The sequence below is a fragment of the Roseobacter sp. YIN89 genome, assembly GCF_057219365.1.
This window is the reverse complement of record NZ_JBXVVD010000003.1, coordinates 412,556-429,475: the sequence shown is the minus strand read 5'-3', so window position 1 is coordinate 429,475 and position 16,920 is coordinate 412,556. Positions and strand designations below refer to the sequence as shown.

14 protein-coding genes are annotated in these 16,920 nt (G+C 54.0%); 9 read left to right on the top strand and 5 right to left on the bottom strand.

The features are described 5' to 3' along the window. Positions 1 to 115: 115 nt before the first annotated feature. From AC2D8V_RS14440 to AC2D8V_RS14430, 3 genes are all read left to right on the top strand, one after another. Positions 116 to 1,447, top strand: a complete 1,332-nt coding sequence (locus AC2D8V_RS14440) for a DUF5930 domain-containing protein (RefSeq protein ID WP_484734278.1) — start codon at positions 116 to 118, stop codon at positions 1,445 to 1,447. Continuing rightward, positions 1,437 to 1,934, top strand: coding sequence for a bactofilin family protein (locus tag AC2D8V_RS14435; protein WP_484734277.1), 498 nt, complete (start codon positions 1,437 to 1,439; stop codon positions 1,932 to 1,934). The genes AC2D8V_RS14440 and AC2D8V_RS14435 overlap by 11 nt, the downstream gene beginning before the upstream one ends. 196 nt (positions 1,935 to 2,130) lie before the next feature. Further along, positions 2,131 to 3,150 carry a hypothetical protein gene (locus tag AC2D8V_RS14430; protein ID WP_484734276.1) on the top strand — a complete coding sequence of 340 codons (1,020 nt, stop codon included), beginning with the start codon at positions 2,131 to 2,133 and terminating at the stop codon, positions 3,148 to 3,150. 34 nt (positions 3,151 to 3,184) lie between these two features. On the opposite strand, the gene AC2D8V_RS14425 is transcribed toward AC2D8V_RS14430, so the two are convergent. From AC2D8V_RS14425 to AC2D8V_RS14415, 3 genes are all read right to left on the bottom strand, one after another. Beyond that, the gene (locus AC2D8V_RS14425; RefSeq protein WP_484734275.1) at positions 3,185 to 3,916 is read right to left on the bottom strand and encodes a DUF1194 domain-containing protein; all 732 of its coding nucleotides are present in this window, start codon (positions 3,914 to 3,916) and stop codon (positions 3,185 to 3,187) included. A gap of 148 nt (positions 3,917 to 4,064) precedes the next feature. Then, positions 4,065 to 4,610 carry a peptidylprolyl isomerase gene (locus AC2D8V_RS14420; protein ID WP_484734274.1) on the bottom strand — a complete coding sequence of 182 codons (546 nt, stop codon included), beginning with the start codon at positions 4,608 to 4,610 and terminating at the stop codon, positions 4,065 to 4,067. After that, a complete protein-coding gene (locus AC2D8V_RS14415; protein ID WP_484734273.1) occupies positions 4,603 to 5,109 on the bottom strand; it encodes a peptidylprolyl isomerase in 507 nt (168 codons plus the stop codon). The genes AC2D8V_RS14420 and AC2D8V_RS14415 overlap by 8 nt, the downstream gene beginning before the upstream one ends. 124 nt (positions 5,110 to 5,233) lie before the next feature. Between AC2D8V_RS14415 and AC2D8V_RS14410 the strand changes: the two genes are divergently transcribed. The 5 genes from AC2D8V_RS14410 (at position 5,234) to AC2D8V_RS14390 (ending at position 10,736) form a co-directional block, all read left to right on the top strand. Beyond that, positions 5,234 to 6,421 carry a phosphoglycerate kinase gene (locus AC2D8V_RS14410; protein WP_484734272.1) on the top strand — a complete coding sequence of 396 codons (1,188 nt, stop codon included), beginning with the start codon at positions 5,234 to 5,236 and terminating at the stop codon, positions 6,419 to 6,421. 117 nt (positions 6,422 to 6,538) lie between these two features. After that, the gene (locus AC2D8V_RS14405; RefSeq protein WP_484734271.1) at positions 6,539 to 6,838 is read left to right on the top strand and encodes a septum formation initiator family protein; all 300 of its coding nucleotides are present in this window, start codon (positions 6,539 to 6,541) and stop codon (positions 6,836 to 6,838) included. Positions 6,839 to 6,991: 153 nt separating this feature from the next. Continuing rightward, positions 6,992 to 8,005 carry a pyruvate dehydrogenase (acetyl-transferring) E1 component subunit alpha gene (gene pdhA / locus AC2D8V_RS14400; RefSeq protein ID WP_484734270.1) on the top strand — a complete coding sequence of 338 codons (1,014 nt, stop codon included), beginning with the start codon at positions 6,992 to 6,994 and terminating at the stop codon, positions 8,003 to 8,005. Between the two features lie 3 nt (positions 8,006 to 8,008). After that, positions 8,009 to 9,394 carry a pyruvate dehydrogenase complex E1 component subunit beta gene (locus AC2D8V_RS14395; protein ID WP_484734269.1) on the top strand — a complete coding sequence of 462 codons (1,386 nt, stop codon included), beginning with the start codon at positions 8,009 to 8,011 and terminating at the stop codon, positions 9,392 to 9,394. A 10-nt stretch (positions 9,395 to 9,404) separates the two neighbouring features. After that, complete coding sequence (locus AC2D8V_RS14390) at positions 9,405 to 10,736, top strand: pyruvate dehydrogenase complex dihydrolipoamide acetyltransferase (RefSeq protein WP_484734268.1); 1,332 nt, start codon at positions 9,405 to 9,407, stop codon at positions 10,734 to 10,736. Between the two features lie 111 nt (positions 10,737 to 10,847). On the opposite strand, the gene cysE is transcribed toward AC2D8V_RS14390, so the two are convergent. Both cysE and AC2D8V_RS14380 read right to left on the bottom strand, forming a co-directional pair. Continuing rightward, entirely contained in the window at positions 10,848 to 11,657 is an 810-nt protein-coding gene (cysE, locus tag AC2D8V_RS14385) for a serine O-acetyltransferase (protein ID WP_484734267.1), read from the bottom strand. 108 nt (positions 11,658 to 11,765) lie between these two features. Then, positions 11,766 to 14,048 carry a phage tail protein gene (locus tag AC2D8V_RS14380; RefSeq protein ID WP_484734561.1) on the bottom strand — a complete coding sequence of 761 codons (2,283 nt, stop codon included), beginning with the start codon at positions 14,046 to 14,048 and terminating at the stop codon, positions 11,766 to 11,768. Between the two features lie 395 nt (positions 14,049 to 14,443). On the opposite strand from AC2D8V_RS14380, the gene AC2D8V_RS14375 reads away from it, so the two are divergent. After that, complete coding sequence (locus AC2D8V_RS14375) at positions 14,444 to 15,406, top strand: hypothetical protein (protein WP_484734266.1); 963 nt, start codon at positions 14,444 to 14,446, stop codon at positions 15,404 to 15,406. The last annotated feature ends 1,514 nt before the right edge of the window (positions 15,407 to 16,920 follow it).

Below are 16,920 nucleotides of genomic sequence, written 5' to 3'. Positions count from 1 at the left end.
TAGGCACCTCCGGAAACAGGGTTGCTCCACCCAAAGCCAGTGTTTACTGACGTGTGCAGTCGCGCAGCCACGACAGGCAAAGCGCGGGTAACACACACGAGGGAAACGGGAAAACGTGCGAACGCGTTTGGCAATCAAAGTACACGGATTTTTGGAGAGCTGCTTTCCCGAACGCCGCGTATTCTTGAAATCAGACACAGATACACGATTCATTCGGCTTCGGTCCGAGACCCAGGCGTTGGCGTTTGTCGGCGGCTCTCTGGTGATCGCGTGGGCAATTATTGCCACGTCGCTCCTGTTGATGAACAGCATTGGCGCGGGCAATTACCGAGAGCAGGCAAAACGTGACCAGACAACTTATCAGGCACGGCTGAATGATCTGGCGCAGCAGCGCGATAGCCGCGCTGCCGAAGCATTGGCCGCGCAAGAACGATTTAATGCAGCACTCGATCAGATTTCCGCAATGCAGTCGGAACTTCTGGAGTCCGAGACGCGGCGGCACGAGTTGGAGACCGGGATCGACGTGATCCAGACCGCGTTGCGCCAAACAATGCGCGAACGCGAAGAGGCACGCGAAAAAATTGCACTTTTGCAAGACAACGATGCCAACCCAAACGCGAACTCAACCCTCGCTGCGAAAGACAGCGGCGCCCCGGTCGATTTCCTGGCAGATGCCTTGGCGCGAACAGCCGCCGAACGCGACCGTGTGGTTGCCGATGCCCAGCACGCGTTGGTCGAGGCTGACAAGCTTGCGCTTGAAATTGAACTGCTGAAAGAGAACAACGACCAGATTTTCCGCCAGTTGGAAGAAGCGATGACGGTTTCGGTCGAACCGCTTGACAAGATGTTCCGCGCTGCCGGTCTGCCGACCGAACGCATACTCAGTCAAGTCCGACGCGGATACTCCGGTCAGGGCGGGCCACTGACCCCCCTTTCGTTCTCTACAAGTGGTGGTCAGGCAAGCAAGGACATGGAACGTGCGAACCGCCTGCTTGAGCAGATGGACACGCTGAACCTGTATCGCATCGCAGCCGAACAGGCCCCGTTTTCGATGCCGGTCAAGAGCAGTTTCCGGTTTACAAGCGGCTACGGCTTGCGCCGTGATCCGAAAACCGGTGGGCGGCGGATGCACCACGGCACGGATTTTGCCGCCCCTCTGGGCACTGATCTTTTCGCCACAGCAGACGGCGTGGTTACCTTTGCGGGATGGCAATCAGGCTACGGGCGGTTCATCAAGATCAAGCATGCCTTCGGTATCGAAACCCGATATGCGCATCTTTCAAGAATTCGCGTGAAAGTAGGCCAAAAAGTCTCGCGCGGCGATCACATTGGTGATATGGGATCATCCGGACGCTCGACCGGCGTGCATCTGCACTATGAGATCCGCGTCGGCGATAAGGCTGTGAACCCCATGATCTATATCAAGGCTGCAAGAGATGTTTTCTAAGAGCAAAATCAACGAACCAGGCCAGAAACAGGCCGATACAGACACACCGGCTGCAGCAACTTCTGCACCTGCTGCGGCGCCGAAATCGAGCGACTTCAAGGCCTCTGCGCCAAAGCCAAAGCCACCGGCTTCGGTTCTGTCGTCCGATCTTCACGTCACCGGCAACATGAAGACCACTGGCGACATCCAGGTTGAAGGCACCGTAGAAGGTGACATTCGCGCGCATCTGTTGACCATCGGCGAGAGCGCGACAATCAAGGGCGAAGTGGTTGCGGATGATGTTGTTATCAACGGGCGCATCGTAGGCCGTGTACGCGGTCTGAAGGTACGCTTGACCTCCACCGCGCGTGTCGAGGGTGACATTATCCACAAGACCATTGCAATTGAAAGCGGCGCGCATTTCGAAGGCTCTGTTCAGCGTCAGGACGATCCGCTGAACCCCGGCGCAAAATCAGCGCCTGCGGCAAAGCCAAATCCGGCGTCTTAAGACACAAATCTCGATCGAGAAACAGAAACGCGGCCGCTCTGGCCGCGTTTTTTGTTTGAGAAACAATTAACTGATCTCGAAGCAGGCGAAAAAATGTAATGCATTGAAAGTCAAATCGCGTTTATCTTCGATCTTGAACTGACGACCAGCGTGTGATGGGGGATATATGCGCCGCTTGCTTAATTGTGCCAGGTGGATGGTTTGCTTGGCCGTAATCGGCTTTCTGTTTCCTGCTTCACCTTACGCTCAGACGAATGGCGAGGCCGAGGTTTGCGCGCCACCTAATTATCGTAAAGATGTGCGACCGGATCACGACGGCCCACCTACCAAAATCATGATTGGCGCAATGCTGGCCGATCTGCTTGAGATTAGCGACGTTAATCAAACGATCACAGTCGATGTCGCCTACCGTATGAAATGGACCGACCCGCGTCTGGCAGATCTGGCCGGATGCAAGATATCCGTACACGACATCTGGTTTCCTAGACTGGCGATGAAGAACTCGGGCCGCATTTTTTCGCGTTGGCCCACAACCGTCAGCGTCGAGGAAGGCGGTCAGGTGCTTTATATGCAGCGAATTTCCGGCACATTTTCGGGATACCAAACACTTCAGAATTTTCCGTTCGACCCTCAGGCCATCACGCTCAGGATATTTCCTATGGAGTGGACCATGGCAAAAGTTCAACTGGTACAAGACCCGAACTTTTCCGGAATTGATCGCCCGCTGAACATTTCGGACTGGTCTGTGACCGACGTAGAAACCGAAGTCAGGCCCGAACGCTTTGAGAGCATGAAACAAGACCGTTCGGTTCTGTCGTTCACTATTCTGGCCGAGCGACAGGAAAGCTACTACGTCTGGAAAATCCTCATTCCGATTGGATTGATTGTGGTGATGTCCTGGTGTGTTTTCTACATCAATCCAAAGGACTTCGGCACACAGCTGGGCTTGTCCGCCAGTTCCGTTCTCACGATGGTCGCGTTCATCTTTGCAACGACCAACATGTTGCCGCGGCTTGGGTATTTCACGCTATTGGATCGCTATGTCGCCGGGGCAACGATCTTTGTGTTTTTGGCGCTCTTGCAGTCGCTTATTACGGGTTATCTGGCGTCGAAGAAACATGTCGGTCTGGCAACCAAGATTGATCTGGCCAGCCGCGTCTTGTTCCCCGCCGCTTTCTTTTCGCTTTGTTTGAAGCTTTACTTCCAGATCGTGTAAATCTACATGCAGCGCCCATGGATGCGCGACGACTTTACCTGTCCTGAGCGTAGGTACGCGCGTAGCGACGCTCTTGCGGTGTTGTTCCGGAAATCTCCAACACCAGTTTTCTGCGCACGGTTGCTGCGAAACTTGCCCTGTCTTCCGCTGTCACCATGAAAGACCCCGGCCCGCCTATAATACGCTCGGCGTACTCTGCTTCCAAATTGGCACCTGCCCGCCGGCCATCGTCCGGGCGCAGGATCGGCAAGGCGTTTATCACAATACCTGCCGCCAGCACCGCCTCTCGCGCTTCGGCAATGGATGGGCCGGACGAGTTGCGAATGCTGTCGCCGGAAAAGTCGATGACGGCACGCGGAGCGTAGATGTCATTTTCCTCTATCAGACGCTTTCCGTCCAAAAGCGCGTTGCCAATGGCGTTGCTGCCATATGCCTGTCGCGGCGGCCCCGCCAAAGCGTCCGCAAAAGCCTTTGCGGTTTCAGGCCCGTCAACGATCATCCAATCCACCACAACGGCGGTATTGGTGGCCCATTCGACGTAAGTGACGGCAACATTGCCATAGAGTGAATTCTGAATAGCCTTGATCACCTCGGGGTTGGTGATGGCCAGTGCGTAACCCTGACGCTGAAAGGCAAGCTCATCCGGGTCGATGGACCCCGAAGCATCCGCGAGCAATACGAGTTCAAGCCCGGCCTCGCGCGTCGTCTGCGCCAGGGCGACAGCGGCGTGAAGCGTCATCAGAAGTGCCAATAGCATCACTTTCATGCAAAGTAACCTAGAGCACGAAGCAGACACGACAATACGCGCTGCGTCTTTCCGCGATCATCGCGTCGCTGGGTGCTCGCCTAAAGTGCATGACGCAAAAAAGGCAGGCCGAAGCCTGCCTTCTAACGCGTTGCAGCTTCTGCCCCGATCACTCGGTAACAGTCACTTTTTCCATGATGTCAGGCGCGCCGATCACTGCACCGTTTTGTCCTTCGCCGCGCTTGATCGCGTCAAGCACGTCTAGTCCTTCGGTCACCCGACCGACCACAGTGTATTGACCATTCAAAAAGTAACCCTGATCGAACATGATAAAGAACTGGCTGTTGGCACTGTTGGGGTCTTGCGCCCTGGCCATACCCACAACACCGCGATCATAAGGCACATCCGAAAACTCTTCGTCGAGATCGGGCATGTCAGATCCGCCCATACCGGCGCGGCGCATGTCCTGTCCTGTTTTGCCGAACTCCACGTCGCCTGTCTGCGCCATGAAACCGTCGATCACACGGTGGAACACGACGCCGTCGTAAGCGCCCTGTTCTGCCAGCGTTGTAATGCGTTCGACGTGAAGGGGAGCTACTTCTTCCAGCAAATCGATCTTGATCGTGCCATTGGCCTCGCCGGAAACTTCAATATCGATGCCGGTTGCCATGGCCGGCCCGGCCAGCACCAGCGCAGCAATGCACAGCTTATACATCAGCGGCCACCTTTACAGAGATCATGCGGTCGGGTTCGGCTGGCGGCTCGCCGCGCGTGATCGCGTCGACATGCTCCATGCCCTCTATGACCTGCCCGTACACGGTGTACTGCCCGTTAAGAAAGTCATTGTCCTTGAAATTGATAAAGAACTGGCTGTTGGCACTATCAGGGTTCTGCGACCGCGCAGCGCCGATGCTGCCGCGTGCATGCGGGATTTTGGAAAACTCGGCAGGCACGTTCGGCAGGTCCGATCCGCCGGTGCCTGCCATACGCAGATTGAATCCGTCTTCCATGTCACCGTGTTGAACGTCGCCTGTCTGCGCCATGAACCCGTCGATGACCCGATGAAAGGCAACATTATCGTACTGGCCGGACCGGGCCAGTTCTTTCATCCGCTCCACATGCTTGGGCGCCACGTCAGGCAGCAACTGAATTGTGACGGTGCCACCCTTCAGTTCCATGAGGATTGTGTTTTCCGGGTCTTTAATCTCGGCCATAGGGCTCTCCTGTTTGTCTGGTTACGCGATACCTAAGGCCTGAGCAGGCGATTGCCAAGGCGATCAGTTGACCTCGGCACGGATAAGCGCAAAACAGTGCATGCACAGTTAAGGGGCAGTGACGATGAGCTGGAAAACACTCGACGAAATGGATCTGGACGGCAAACGCGTATTGGTGCGCGTCGATATCAACGTACCTGTCGAAGACGGTAAGGTGACGGACACTACGCGCATCGACCGCATCGTGCCGACAATCAAGGACATTATCTCAAAGGGTGGCACGCCGATCATTTTGGCACACTTTGGCCGGCCCAAGGGCAAATTCGTCCCGGAAATGTCCTTGCGCGTCACCGTGCCCGCGCTGGAACAAGCCCTCGGCGCCTCTGTCACCTTTGTCGAAAAACCGGATCCGGCAGCGTTGGCAAAATTGGCTCCGGGCACCATCGTTCTGGTGGAAAACACCCGATTTGCCGCAGCAGAAGAAAACAACGACCCCAAGATGGCCGAATTTCTGGCAAACCTTGGGGATGTTTTCGTCAACGACGCTTTCTCGGCTGCGCATCGCGCACATGCGTCGACCACCGGGGTTGCACATTTGCTGCCCTCTTGCGCCGGCCGATTGATGCAAGCCGAGTTGTCCGCACTCGAAGCAGCGCTTTCCGCTCCGAAACGCCCGGTCGGTGCTGTGGTGGGGGGCGCCAAAGTATCGACCAAGATTGCGCTCTTGGAAAACCTTGTGGCCAAGCTCAACGTGCTGGTCATCGGCGGCGGGATGGCGAACACGTTCCTTGCGGCACAAGGGGCAAAGCTCGGCGCTTCATTGCAAGAACCTGATTATCTGGACACCGCACGCTCGATCATGGCGCGCGCCGAAGATGCAGGGTGTGCGATCTTGCTGCCGGTGGACGGGCTTGTCGCCCGGGCGTTCAAAGCCGGTGCACCAAGCGAGGTCGTCACGCTGAACGCAGAGACGGTACTCGATGATGATCAGATGGTGCTGGATGCCGGCCCGGTAAGCATCTCGGCTGTTACAGAAGCTTTCGGGGAACTGAAGACACTGATCTGGAACGGCCCACTGGGCGCGTTTGAAATCCCCCCCTTTGATCAGGCAACAAACGCGGCTGCAAAAGCGGCGGCAGACCTGACCCGTGCGGGTGATCTGATTTCGGTTGCGGGAGGCGGCGACACGGTGGCCGCGCTCAATCAGGCGGGTGCTGCGCAAGACTTCACCTATATCTCGACAGCAGGCGGTGCCTTTCTGGAATGGATGGAAGGAAAGACCCTGCCGGGCGTTGCCGCGTTGGAAAGGTAACCAAACCGGCAGAATCACTGATAAATAGCAGAATTGATTGCAAAAACTGTTCACAGGCGCTGCGCACTGTGTCATAGTGATCTCACGCCCGACAAGAGGCGACCCGAGGCACGAAACATGACACGCAGTACACGCCCTGCATACGGATTTCTCACGTTTTTCACCCTGGCTTTAGGCTTGGGCACCTACTTCACCTTTGCTGCGGTACAAGGTGATTTTGGCCTGTTTCGTCGTGCGGAAATCAACGGAGAAGCTGACGCGTTGCGGCAGCAGCTGGTTCAGGTGCAACAGGAAGTCGCGCGCATGGAAAACCTGACGCAGCGCCTGTCCGATGACTACCTCGATCTGGACCTGCTGGATGAGCAGGCACGCCGCGTTCTCGGCATGATCCGCGCCGACGAAATCGTCATTCGCTGACCCTCCCTGCCCGTATGGTGGCGCAAGTTGCCGTTGCGCCAAGTTGTCACGTGCATTGCTGGCTCGAATCCTATAATGAATAGTTTAATACTAAACTATCTGCCGTTACGGGTACGATGGGACCACGGATACAGATCAGAAGGAGTGCGATCGATGGCCACGCGCAAAGCTGCCAAAAAGCCGAATGTCTCCGCCGATGAGCTAAAAGCCTATTACAAGGATATGCTCCTCATTCGGCGGTTCGAGGAAAAAGCGGGTCAGCTTTACGGCATGGGACTTATTGGCGGCTTCTGTCACCTCTATATCGGACAGGAAGCCGTGGTGGTCGGCCTGGAAGCTGCGGCTAAGGATGGCGACAAGCGCATTACTTCTTACCGCGACCATGGTCACATGCTCGCCTGCGGGATGGATCCTAACGGCGTTATGGCCGAACTGACCGGTCGTGAGGGCGGCTATTCCAAGGGCAAGGGCGGCTCGATGCACATGTTCTCCAAGGAGAAACACTTTTACGGCGGCCATGGGATCGTCGCGGCACAGGTGCCGCTGGGTGCGGGCCTTGCCTTTTCCGACAAGTACAAGGGCAACGACAATGTGACCTTCACTTATTTTGGCGACGGTGCGGCCAACCAGGGCCAGGTTTACGAAGCTTACAACATGGCAGAGCTTTGGAACCTGCCGGTGGTGTTCGTCATTGAGAACAACCAGTATGCTATGGGAACCTCGACAAAACGCTCGACGCACTCTCCATCTTACTGGGAACGCGGCGCCGCCTACGGGATCAAGGGCGAAGAAGTCGACGGCATGGACGTGTTGGCGGTTAAGGCCGCTGGCGAAAAGGCAGTCGAAGTATGCCGGGCAGGAAACGGTCCTTACATCCTTGAAATCAAAACATACCGCTACCGCGGCCACTCCATGTCCGATCCGGCAAAATACCGGACACGCGAAGAGGTACAAAAAATGCGCGACGAGCGTGATCCGATCGAAGCGGTGCGCTCGATGCTGCTGACCGGCAAGCACGCATCCGAAGACGATCTGAAGGCGATCGACAAAGAGATCAAGGATATCGTTAACGAATCCGCTGAATTCGCCAAAACGTCGCCAGAGCCCGCGTTGGAAGAACTCTGGACCGACATCTACGCAACTGACGAAGCACCTCAGGAGGCTTGATCGATGGCAACCGAAATTCTCATGCCCGCCCTCTCGCCCACCATGGAAGAAGGCACGCTCGCAAAATGGCTGGTCAAGGAAGGCGATACCGTGTCGTCAGGTGACATTATGGCCGAGATCGAAACCGATAAGGCCACAATGGAATTCGAAGCGGTCGATGAAGGCACGATCGGCAAAATTCTTATCGCCGAGGGTACTGAAGGCGTCAAAGTGAACACCGCCATCGCGATCTTGCTCGAAGATGGCGAGAGCGCTGACGACATCGACAGCGCCAGTGTTGCCGCGCCAGAGGCCGCGCCCGCGGCCTCAGCGGACAACGAGGCGGCGCCCGAAGGGGGCTCCGAGGCGTCCGCGCCCCCCGCCGCCCCCGAAACAGATACCAGCCCCGACTGGCCCGAAGGCACCACACTTAAACAACAAACAGTGCGCGAAGCGCTCCGTGACGGCATGGCCGAAGAGATGCGCCGTGACGAATCCGTGTTCCTGATGGGCGAAGAGGTCGCGGAATATCAGGGGGCTTACAAAATAAGTCAGGGCATGCTCGACGAATTCGGCGACAAGCGCGTGATCGACACCCCGATCACCGAACACGGCTTCGCCGGTATCGGTGTCGGTGCCGCGTTCGGCGGTCTGCGCCCCATAGTAGAATTCATGACATTCAACTTCGCGATGCAGGCCATCGACCAGATCATCAACTCGGCGGCCAAGACGTTGTACATGTCCGGCGGCCAGATGGGTGCGCCGATGGTGTTCCGCGGCCCCAACGGTGCTGCGGCCCGTGTGGGCGCACAGCACAGCCAGGACTATGCTGCATGGTACATGCAGGTGCCCGGGTTGAAAGTGGCCATGCCCTACTCTGCGTCTGACTACAAAGGTCTGATGAAAACAGCGATCCGCGACCCCAATCCGGTGATCTTCCTCGAAAACGAGATTCTTTACGGACGTACATTCGATGTACCGGAACTCGATGACTACACTGTACCTTTCGGCAAGGCCCGCATCTGGCGTGAAGGCGAGGATGTAACCATCGTCAGCTTTGGGATCGGCATGTCTTACGCTCTTGAGGCCGCAGACAAGCTGGCAGAAGAAGGCATCATGGCCGAGGTCATCGACCTTCGCACCTTGCGGCCGATGGACACTGGCGCAATCCTGAAATCCGTGATGAAGACAAACCGTTGCGTGACAGTTGAAGAAGGCTGGCCGCAAGGATCTGTCGGCAATTACATCTCTTCGGTGATCATGCAGGAGGCGTTCGATTATCTCGATGCACCGGTGATCAACTGCACTGGCAAGGACGTACCCATGCCTTATGCGGCCAATCTGGAAAAACTGGCACTGGTCACCACGGACGAGGTGATCCAAGCTGTCAAAAAAGTCACTTACAAATAAGGAGCGCGACATGCCTACAGAAATTCTCATGCCCGCCCTCAGCCCCACGATGGAAGAGGGCACGCTCGCAAAGTGGCACGTCAAGGAAGGTGACACCGTCAGCTCCGGCGACATCATGGCCGAAATCGAAACTGACAAGGCAACCATGGAATTTGAAGCGGTGGACGAAGGTACGATCGGCAAGATCATCGTCGCCGAAGGAACCGAAGGGGTAAAGGTGAACTCCCCCATCGCCGTGCTTCTGGAAGACGGGGAATCTGCAGACGACATTGGCGACGTCTCGTCCACGCCCAAAGAGGACGCCTCATCAAACGCCGCACCGGCCGACGCATCAGAGGCAACAGCCCCGGCGGCGGGACACGGCCGTGGCACCACAGACGCGACCCCCGCCCCCGCAGCCCCAACCGGCGGCGACGGCAAACGCATCTTTGCCTCACCGCTGGCGCGGCGAATTGCGGCGGATAAGGGGATTGATCTGTCCTCGCTCAAGGGCTCCGGCCCGCACGGGCGTATCGTCAAAGCGGATGTCGAAGGGGCAACGGCTGCACCAAAAGCCGCCGCGCCCGCTGCTGCAACAGCACAAGAGGCCCCAGTCGCCAAACCCGCCAGTGGTCCCGCGGCCGAGGCCGTCATGGCCATGTATGATGGGCGCGAATACGAGGAAATAAGCCTCAACGGTATGCGCAAGACCATCGCCGCGCGCCTGACCGAAGCAAAGCAGTCCATCCCGCACTTTTACTTGCGGCGCGATATTGAACTCGATGCGCTCCTCGCTTTCCGCGGTCAACTGAATAAACAACTGGAAGCGCGCGGCATAAAGCTTTCCGTCAATGACTTCATCATCAAGGCCTGCGCGCTTGCGTTGCAGGAAGTTCCGGACGCCAATGCTGTCTGGGCAGGCGATCGCATGCTCAAGCTGAAACCATCGGACGTGGCCGTCGCCGTTGCCATCGATGGTGGCCTCTTTACTCCTGTCCTGAAAGACGCAGAGATGAAGTCTCTTTCCGCGCTCTCCGCAGAGATGAAAGACCTCGCCGCGCGCGCGCGCGACCGCAAGCTGGCACCGCACGAATATCAGGGCGGCAGCTTTGCAATTTCAAACCTTGGCATGTTCGGTATCGACAACTTCGACGCGGTCATCAACCCGCCGCATGGCGCGATTCTTGCTGTTGGTGCCGGCGTTAAAAAACCCATTGTCGGTAAGGACGGCGAACTGGGCGTGGCGACAGTCATGTCCGTGACACTGTCCGTCGATCACCGCGTCATTGACGGCGCCCTTGGTGCGCAATTGCTCACCGCGATCAAGGAAAACCTTGAAAACCCGATGACCATGTTGGCGTAACACCCGCAGCCTATGTTCACACCTGCGCCCTCAATGGGCGCAGGACATCACGTAAAACGCCGGGGCGCTTCGGGCGCCCCGGCGTTTTTCATTTGAATGACATTTGCCTCGTCAGTCACGCGGCCCGAACATGTGGTTCATGGACACCGACGGTTGATCGCATCCGGCTTCGCCCACGATACGCGCAGGAATACCCGCCACGGTCTTGCAAGGAGGTACTTCTTCCAACACCACCGAGCCTGCAGCGATCCGGCTGCAATTCCCGACCTTGATGTTACCCAACACCTTTGCGCCAGCGCCAATCAGCACGCCATTTCCAATCTTCGGGTGCCGGTCCTCTTCTTCCTTGCCGGTGCCGCCCAGCGTCACCGAGTGCAGCATCGACACATTGTCACCCACGACCGCGGTTTCGCCGATCACGATCGAATGCGCATGATCAATCATAATCCCCTTGCCGATCTTCGCCGCAGGATGGATGTCGACGCCGAAAATCTCCGACACGCGCATCTGAACAAAATAGGCAAGGTCCCGATGCCCCTTTGTCCAAAGATGATGGCCAACCCGATAAGCTTGCGTCGCCTGAAACCCTTTGAAATAGAGGATCGGCTGTAACAGCCTGTGGCATGCGGGGTCGCGTTCGTAAATGGCGACCAGATCAGCCCGCGCCGCCTGAACGAGACTGGGGTCGGCGGCATAGGCCTCTTCCACCATCTCGCGCACCACCACCATCGACATCTCGTTGGAGGCAAGTTTCGCCGCAATGCGATATGACAGCGCTTTCTCGATGCTTTTGTGATGCAGAATACAAGCATGCAGGAAACCGCCCATCAGCGGCTCATCCTGCGTCGCCTGACGTGCTTCGGCACAGATCTGCTCCCACGCGGGATCGACCGGGGTGATTTTTGTCTTTGGTTCAGCCATACTCAGCATCCTTTCGGCCTATAGCCTAACTTATGTAGGATGCCGAGACAAAACGCAAAACAGTGATGATGCTCATTTCTATTCGGAATGACCGGCGCCTCATGCTTTTTACACCGAGGTGGACACCCGCGCCGGCAAGCCCGGACCATAAACTGCCGAGATCTGGCGAACTTCCAAGCTGTAAGCCCCGGTAAGACCGTCCGCCGCCTGCGCCGACAAGGGATAAATCCAAAGCGGGTCTGTAACGGTCTCTTCCCGAATGATGACCCCATCCTTAAGCACGCGAACCAGATACATTTCGCGTTCCTCGCCCAAAGGCACTTCCGCAACGTCCCAGCCATCGCCATCCACACGCGTTCGACGTATCCAACCAAGTACCACCGCGCCGTCAGGCGTCATGTCTAAATTCAAATGTGCCGGAGCATAAGGGCGCAGGCCATTTCCATCAAAGGCCTCTGTCATCTGCACATAAGACGGGTCCGATATCGCACGGCTCGCGGACCCGATCCGATAGGTTTGTGCAACTCGGCGCAGGTTGCGCGACAGGCTGATCTGTTCCGGCAGCCCGTTCAGCAATACGAAATACGATCCCGCGGGCCAAACCTCGGGCATTAATCCGTCACTCCCCAACTGTCCGCGCAGGCGCATGCGCAAGGCATAGGTGTCCGGGGCCACCAATTCGGCTTGGCGAAATTGGAATACTTCCCAGTTTCCTGCGGTGCCGTCGCCGATGGCAGCCAAATTGGCACCGCTCAGCAGCGCATCCTCTTCAACCGAGCTTAGACTCCCACTCATCAGTTTGACGATAACCGACGGGCCGCGATCATAACGCCCAACAGGGCCTTGCTCCAAATCGGATTCAGTCGTCCCGATAATTGCGCGCGCTGATATCAGATCAAGCAGCCGAAAATCGCTTTCGCCCGGCGACTGATAGACTGCAACAGACCCCGGCCACGGCTGCGCGGTCGCGGCCAAATGCGGCGCGTAAGGAATTTCATCGCCGGTAATCAGCGGCAAGTCCATAAACAATGGCAGCACTGGCACCGAAGGCACAAAGCTCTTTGAGCTTTCCACTTCATCCGGCATGTCAGAAGGCACGTAGACTTTGGGATCAATCCGCACGGCTTCCACTAATTGCATCTCCCCCTGCTCGACGCGATCGATGCGATAAAGGCTGTCGCCTTCCTGCTGGTCAGCTTTCAGCGATACGATATCGCCCGCGCCGAGGCCCAGTTGCGACATCGGCAAAGCAAAGCGGATCGTATCGCGCGCAACGCGCGATTCTGTCAACCACCGCTCTACCACCTGCCGACCCTCCGACCGCGTAAGCGCCAAAGGCATCTCGGAGGTTGATACCGCGTGTGTACGTTCATCCGGCAAAACGGCTTCTTCGGACAGCACGTCAAAACCTGCATCCGCCTGTACAAACCGCAACCGTACCCGCCCAGCCAACTCTGCCTGCGCACCACGCGTCTGCTCGACCGTTCCGTCGAGATCGGGGCTCAACGCCAACGCCGATGTTGTCAGCGGCACCGCACCGAGACCGTCTCGCATCCGAAACACCAACAGCCCGTCCCGTTCCACTGCATCAAATGAATATCGAAGCATCAGCGGCTGCAATGCCGCGCGGGCATCAGCAACCTCGGTCACGCTGTATCCCCGAACGATGCCGTAGAGTTGAGATGTATCAAAGGCGGTCAGCCCCGTCTCAAGGCAAATCTCCGCGACCACTGAAGCTAACGCGCGCGATGAACTGCGGCCATTGATCCAGTGGCCGCGCGCATAGTTTGTAGCATCACTCCATTGCGCAGGGTTATTGGGGAAATAGGGATACGGCCGCGCATCCCACGCCCAGACAAAAGCGCGGTTCATGTCGATCATTCGGCCGCCATATTCCACTGATACCGGATTATTCTGCGGATCATTCCAATAGGAGATCACCGCGCGCAGATATTGCGTCTGTATCAGGTCATCCCGTGCGCCATTGGAAAACTTCGGCAAGCTGCTCTCGGAAGACTTCGCGTCGACAAATTTGTTTGGCTGGTTGGTACCTTTATCAACAGCAGAACATCCGAACTCATCAACCCACGCCGCGTCGAACTGCGGGCCACGTAACCCCTCTGGATCAAAGGCAGAGTGAATGGTCGCAACCGCCCCATTCGGCCAAACCAGCCGTTTACGACCCGCTTCCCATGTCGGTTTGCGGTCAGGCGGCGAACAGGCGAGAATACCGCTGTCACCAAAAATCATTACTTCCCGAACTTGTTCGATGGTTTCACCCACAAGCGCAACACGACGCGCACGCCCCTCATCCAAAGGCAACGCGCCTTCGACCTGCGCTCGCACCCATTCAGCGCCAGCGCGGGTCTTGCCCGCACCCCGTCCGCCCATGATCACCCATGTTCGCCACTTTCCTCGCGGCGGCAGTTGATGCGGCATCGCCCAAAATTCGAACAAAAAAGGGAGAGCCAGAAGCTAAACTTTAGGGTATTTGTTATATAAAACCAGTGACTTAAAAAGCCAATTGGACACTATCTAGTGTCCAATTAGTGTCCAGTAGTGTCCGATTTAGTGTCTATTTGCACCATGAAGACAAACAGACCTTTTTCCTGCAAAACAGCAGACCTTTGGAGCATTGTACTGCAAATAGGCATAAAAAAAGTCGATTCTCCCACCTAAATCGGAACTTTTGCTTATAAATAAGATTGTTAGCAAAAGTCCCCCGATCTTGACTGTCTCAAATCCGGTCGGTCGGTGGCAAAGATTGAGAAGGAATAAAGGATTACATGGCTAGAAAATACGACAACATTAAATTCACTGAGAACACTGACTTTACAGCTAAGTCAAAGGTGAAGTTTGATTATACTTCAGAAAAAAGATTGAAGGCGTTGGAACACGATGCAGAAGGCAGAAGACCACATGTGATGGTTCTAGCTTCAGATGAATCATATCAGTATGCAGCTTTGACTGTACTACTTATGAACGATGCTGATGAAACACTTGGCAAACATAAGATGCTAAATGAATTTCCATCGTTCAACACATTCATTAATTCAAAGTGGACTGAGGGTAATCTTTACAAGAAGATTTACCGTTTAGCTGCTTACTTCAAGAACAATACAAATGTGTATATCAGGTTTCTATCATCAGATTTTGTATTACAAGATGCTGATACATTTAAAGAAATGCTGAATAGAAGCCGCGCATTTTATAGAGGTACGACAGAAGAAAATATGATCAAGAAGATCAATTCTTTTGTTAACGCCTTAAACCTTCAAAAGAAACTACTGAAAAAAGCATGGTATAACCCTGCTGCTTTTGCGCGTAAGTGTAGAGCAGAACGCCGTAAGGATATGCCTATTCGTGTGGTAGGTGATGATTTCAAAAAAGCTATGGATAGCTTTAAAGAATATTGTTCGCCTAACAAAGATGAGCAGTATATAAGACTAGAAGCAGTGGAAAAGCAAAGAAAGCTTGAAGCCAAAGTAAAAGCACGTGCAGAAGAAAAAAAAGCACGTGAAGAAGCTGCAAGCAGAGCAATCCGTACCTACCAACATATCAATTCAAATAGTGAAAGTGGTTCGCGTCTATATTACCTACGCGGTCTTGCTGGTGTTGATGGTAGTAATATCTCTGCAACTCTTATCAAAGCATATGACCTATGTCGTGATGTTGTAATGAAAGAACTATCTAAAGAAGAAATGATACTAGATAGGTTACGAGCAAAATACACTGTTCGAAGGGAATAACGGATGAGGCAATGAGCCTCTAGAACCAAAAATTTCCCTCTAACCTGCTAAGACACATAAGCAGAAAGTGTCAAAACCAAACAATCAAACAAAAGAAGCTTCATCAGGATTTCAGCCTGAGTGCGAAGCTTATGCAGATGTTATTGAGTTTTTTCAAAGCATTTGCGTTGTTCCAAAAAGGGGTTGAGGGTCTTGAAGGATTTGATAATCAAGATGCTAGTAAGTTCTTAAGATGATGTTAATAAATCTAGATGATGTTAATAAGATGTTAAGAAATTATTAGTGAAATACAAAAAGAAATCCTGATTAAATACCATTGACCATTAGTATGTCTAGATTCTAGACCTACATTGTAACTGTAGAAATATTGTAGGAAAATATCTTTTGGAATTCTTATAGGATTTCTAACAGTCATTAATATAAATCCAACAGTATTCTATCTGACACCCAATATGATACTGCAGTGATTTATCTACATCCTATCTGGAACATTTGGTTTACCTAAATATTCACAGAAACCAAATAGGACCAACATGACTCATTCAAATAAAATCTTTGATCCATCTTTAAACATCTATAACAACATAGAAGATATTCTACACCGCCTGAAGACCTTGCATTGTTTATGGCCAAGGCCAGTTATCGCACCTTAGCTACAGTGTCGAATAGAGCATACACCAAAGATAAGACTTTGCATCTACAGTTACAGCTAGAACTTCATAAAAGACGACAACCAGTTTTAAAGAAGTTACGAAGAAGTTAACCCTACACTCTAAAGACATGTTCCGATTGTTTCCATATGAGCAACCCATTGTTTCGTTTTCGATAAATACATTGAAAGGCCAACCATGCACAAATTTTCAATCTTGACCACTCAAGTGGGGCTGCTCACTGCGGATAAACTAAGCTAACTGGTGATGGTGGTGATTTCTATTGGCACTCAGGAATCTTTGGTGCGAAGGGAACGTGAGAAAATGAATGGGGAAGTTCCAGTTTTTATAAATATGTATGTATTTCAATATTCCAAACCAAAGGAAGCATCATATGAAAACCAATTATTTTAAATACACAGCACGTCGAAAAGTCTTCGATTTGCTGACATCACTGACAATCAACAAGGATCGTCGTTACTGGCCACTAGTGATCGAGGTGACATGATATGGCAGTGATATATGAAAAGACATATAGACCCATCCACCTCAATGTTGATGCTGAATTACTTGGTCAATTGGATGAGTATAGGTCACAATCGATGCCGAGGTCGCAACACATCCATGCTGCTCTGAGGATGTACGTGGATCATCTGGAAAAACAGGATACGCGTAAATCTGTTTGGCTAATTGATAGGGGAAAGGGTCATGACGAGTTAAAGTGAATACCTATTGTTCAGTATCCGCTTGCCTACATTCACCACTGCCTCCTGGAAAGACTATCATCTTTATTGTATAGTGTGTCTCCGTCAGTCGTCGTTACTTGTCGCTCGTGTAACGTGCCTGATGTCTAATCGAACGCCT

Bases quoted from the DNA above. Each gene is read 5' to 3' on its own strand.
- cysE (WP_484734267.1), bottom strand. From the start codon at position 11,657: ATGGCTGAACCAAAGACAAAAATCACCCCGGTCGATCCCGCGTGGGAG.
- AC2D8V_RS14390 (WP_484734268.1), top strand. From the start codon at position 9,405: ATGCCTACAGAAATTCTCATGCCCGCCCTCAGCCCCACGATGGAAGAG.
- AC2D8V_RS14435 (WP_484734277.1), top strand. From the start codon at position 1,437: ATGTTTTCTAAGAGCAAAATCAACGAACCAGGCCAGAAACAGGCCGAT.
- AC2D8V_RS14425 (WP_484734275.1), bottom strand. From the start codon at position 3,916: ATGAAAGTGATGCTATTGGCACTTCTGATGACGCTTCACGCCGCTGTC.
- AC2D8V_RS14405 (WP_484734271.1), top strand. From the start codon at position 6,539: ATGACACGCAGTACACGCCCTGCATACGGATTTCTCACGTTTTTCACC.
- AC2D8V_RS14395 (WP_484734269.1), top strand. From the start codon at position 8,009: ATGGCAACCGAAATTCTCATGCCCGCCCTCTCGCCCACCATGGAAGAA.
- pdhA (WP_484734270.1), top strand. From the start codon at position 6,992: ATGGCCACGCGCAAAGCTGCCAAAAAGCCGAATGTCTCCGCCGATGAG.
- AC2D8V_RS14420 (WP_484734274.1), bottom strand. From the start codon at position 4,610: ATGTATAAGCTGTGCATTGCTGCGCTGGTGCTGGCCGGGCCGGCCATG.
- AC2D8V_RS14375 (WP_484734266.1), top strand. From the start codon at position 14,444: ATGGCTAGAAAATACGACAACATTAAATTCACTGAGAACACTGACTTT.
- AC2D8V_RS14415 (WP_484734273.1), bottom strand. From the start codon at position 5,109: ATGGCCGAGATTAAAGACCCGGAAAACACAATCCTCATGGAACTGAAG.
- AC2D8V_RS14430 (WP_484734276.1), top strand. From the start codon at position 2,131: ATGGTTTGCTTGGCCGTAATCGGCTTTCTGTTTCCTGCTTCACCTTAC.
- AC2D8V_RS14410 (WP_484734272.1), top strand. From the start codon at position 5,234: ATGAGCTGGAAAACACTCGACGAAATGGATCTGGACGGCAAACGCGTA.
- AC2D8V_RS14380 (WP_484734561.1), bottom strand. From the start codon at position 14,048: ATGGGCGGACGGGGTGCGGGCAAGACCCGCGCTGGCGCTGAATGGGTG.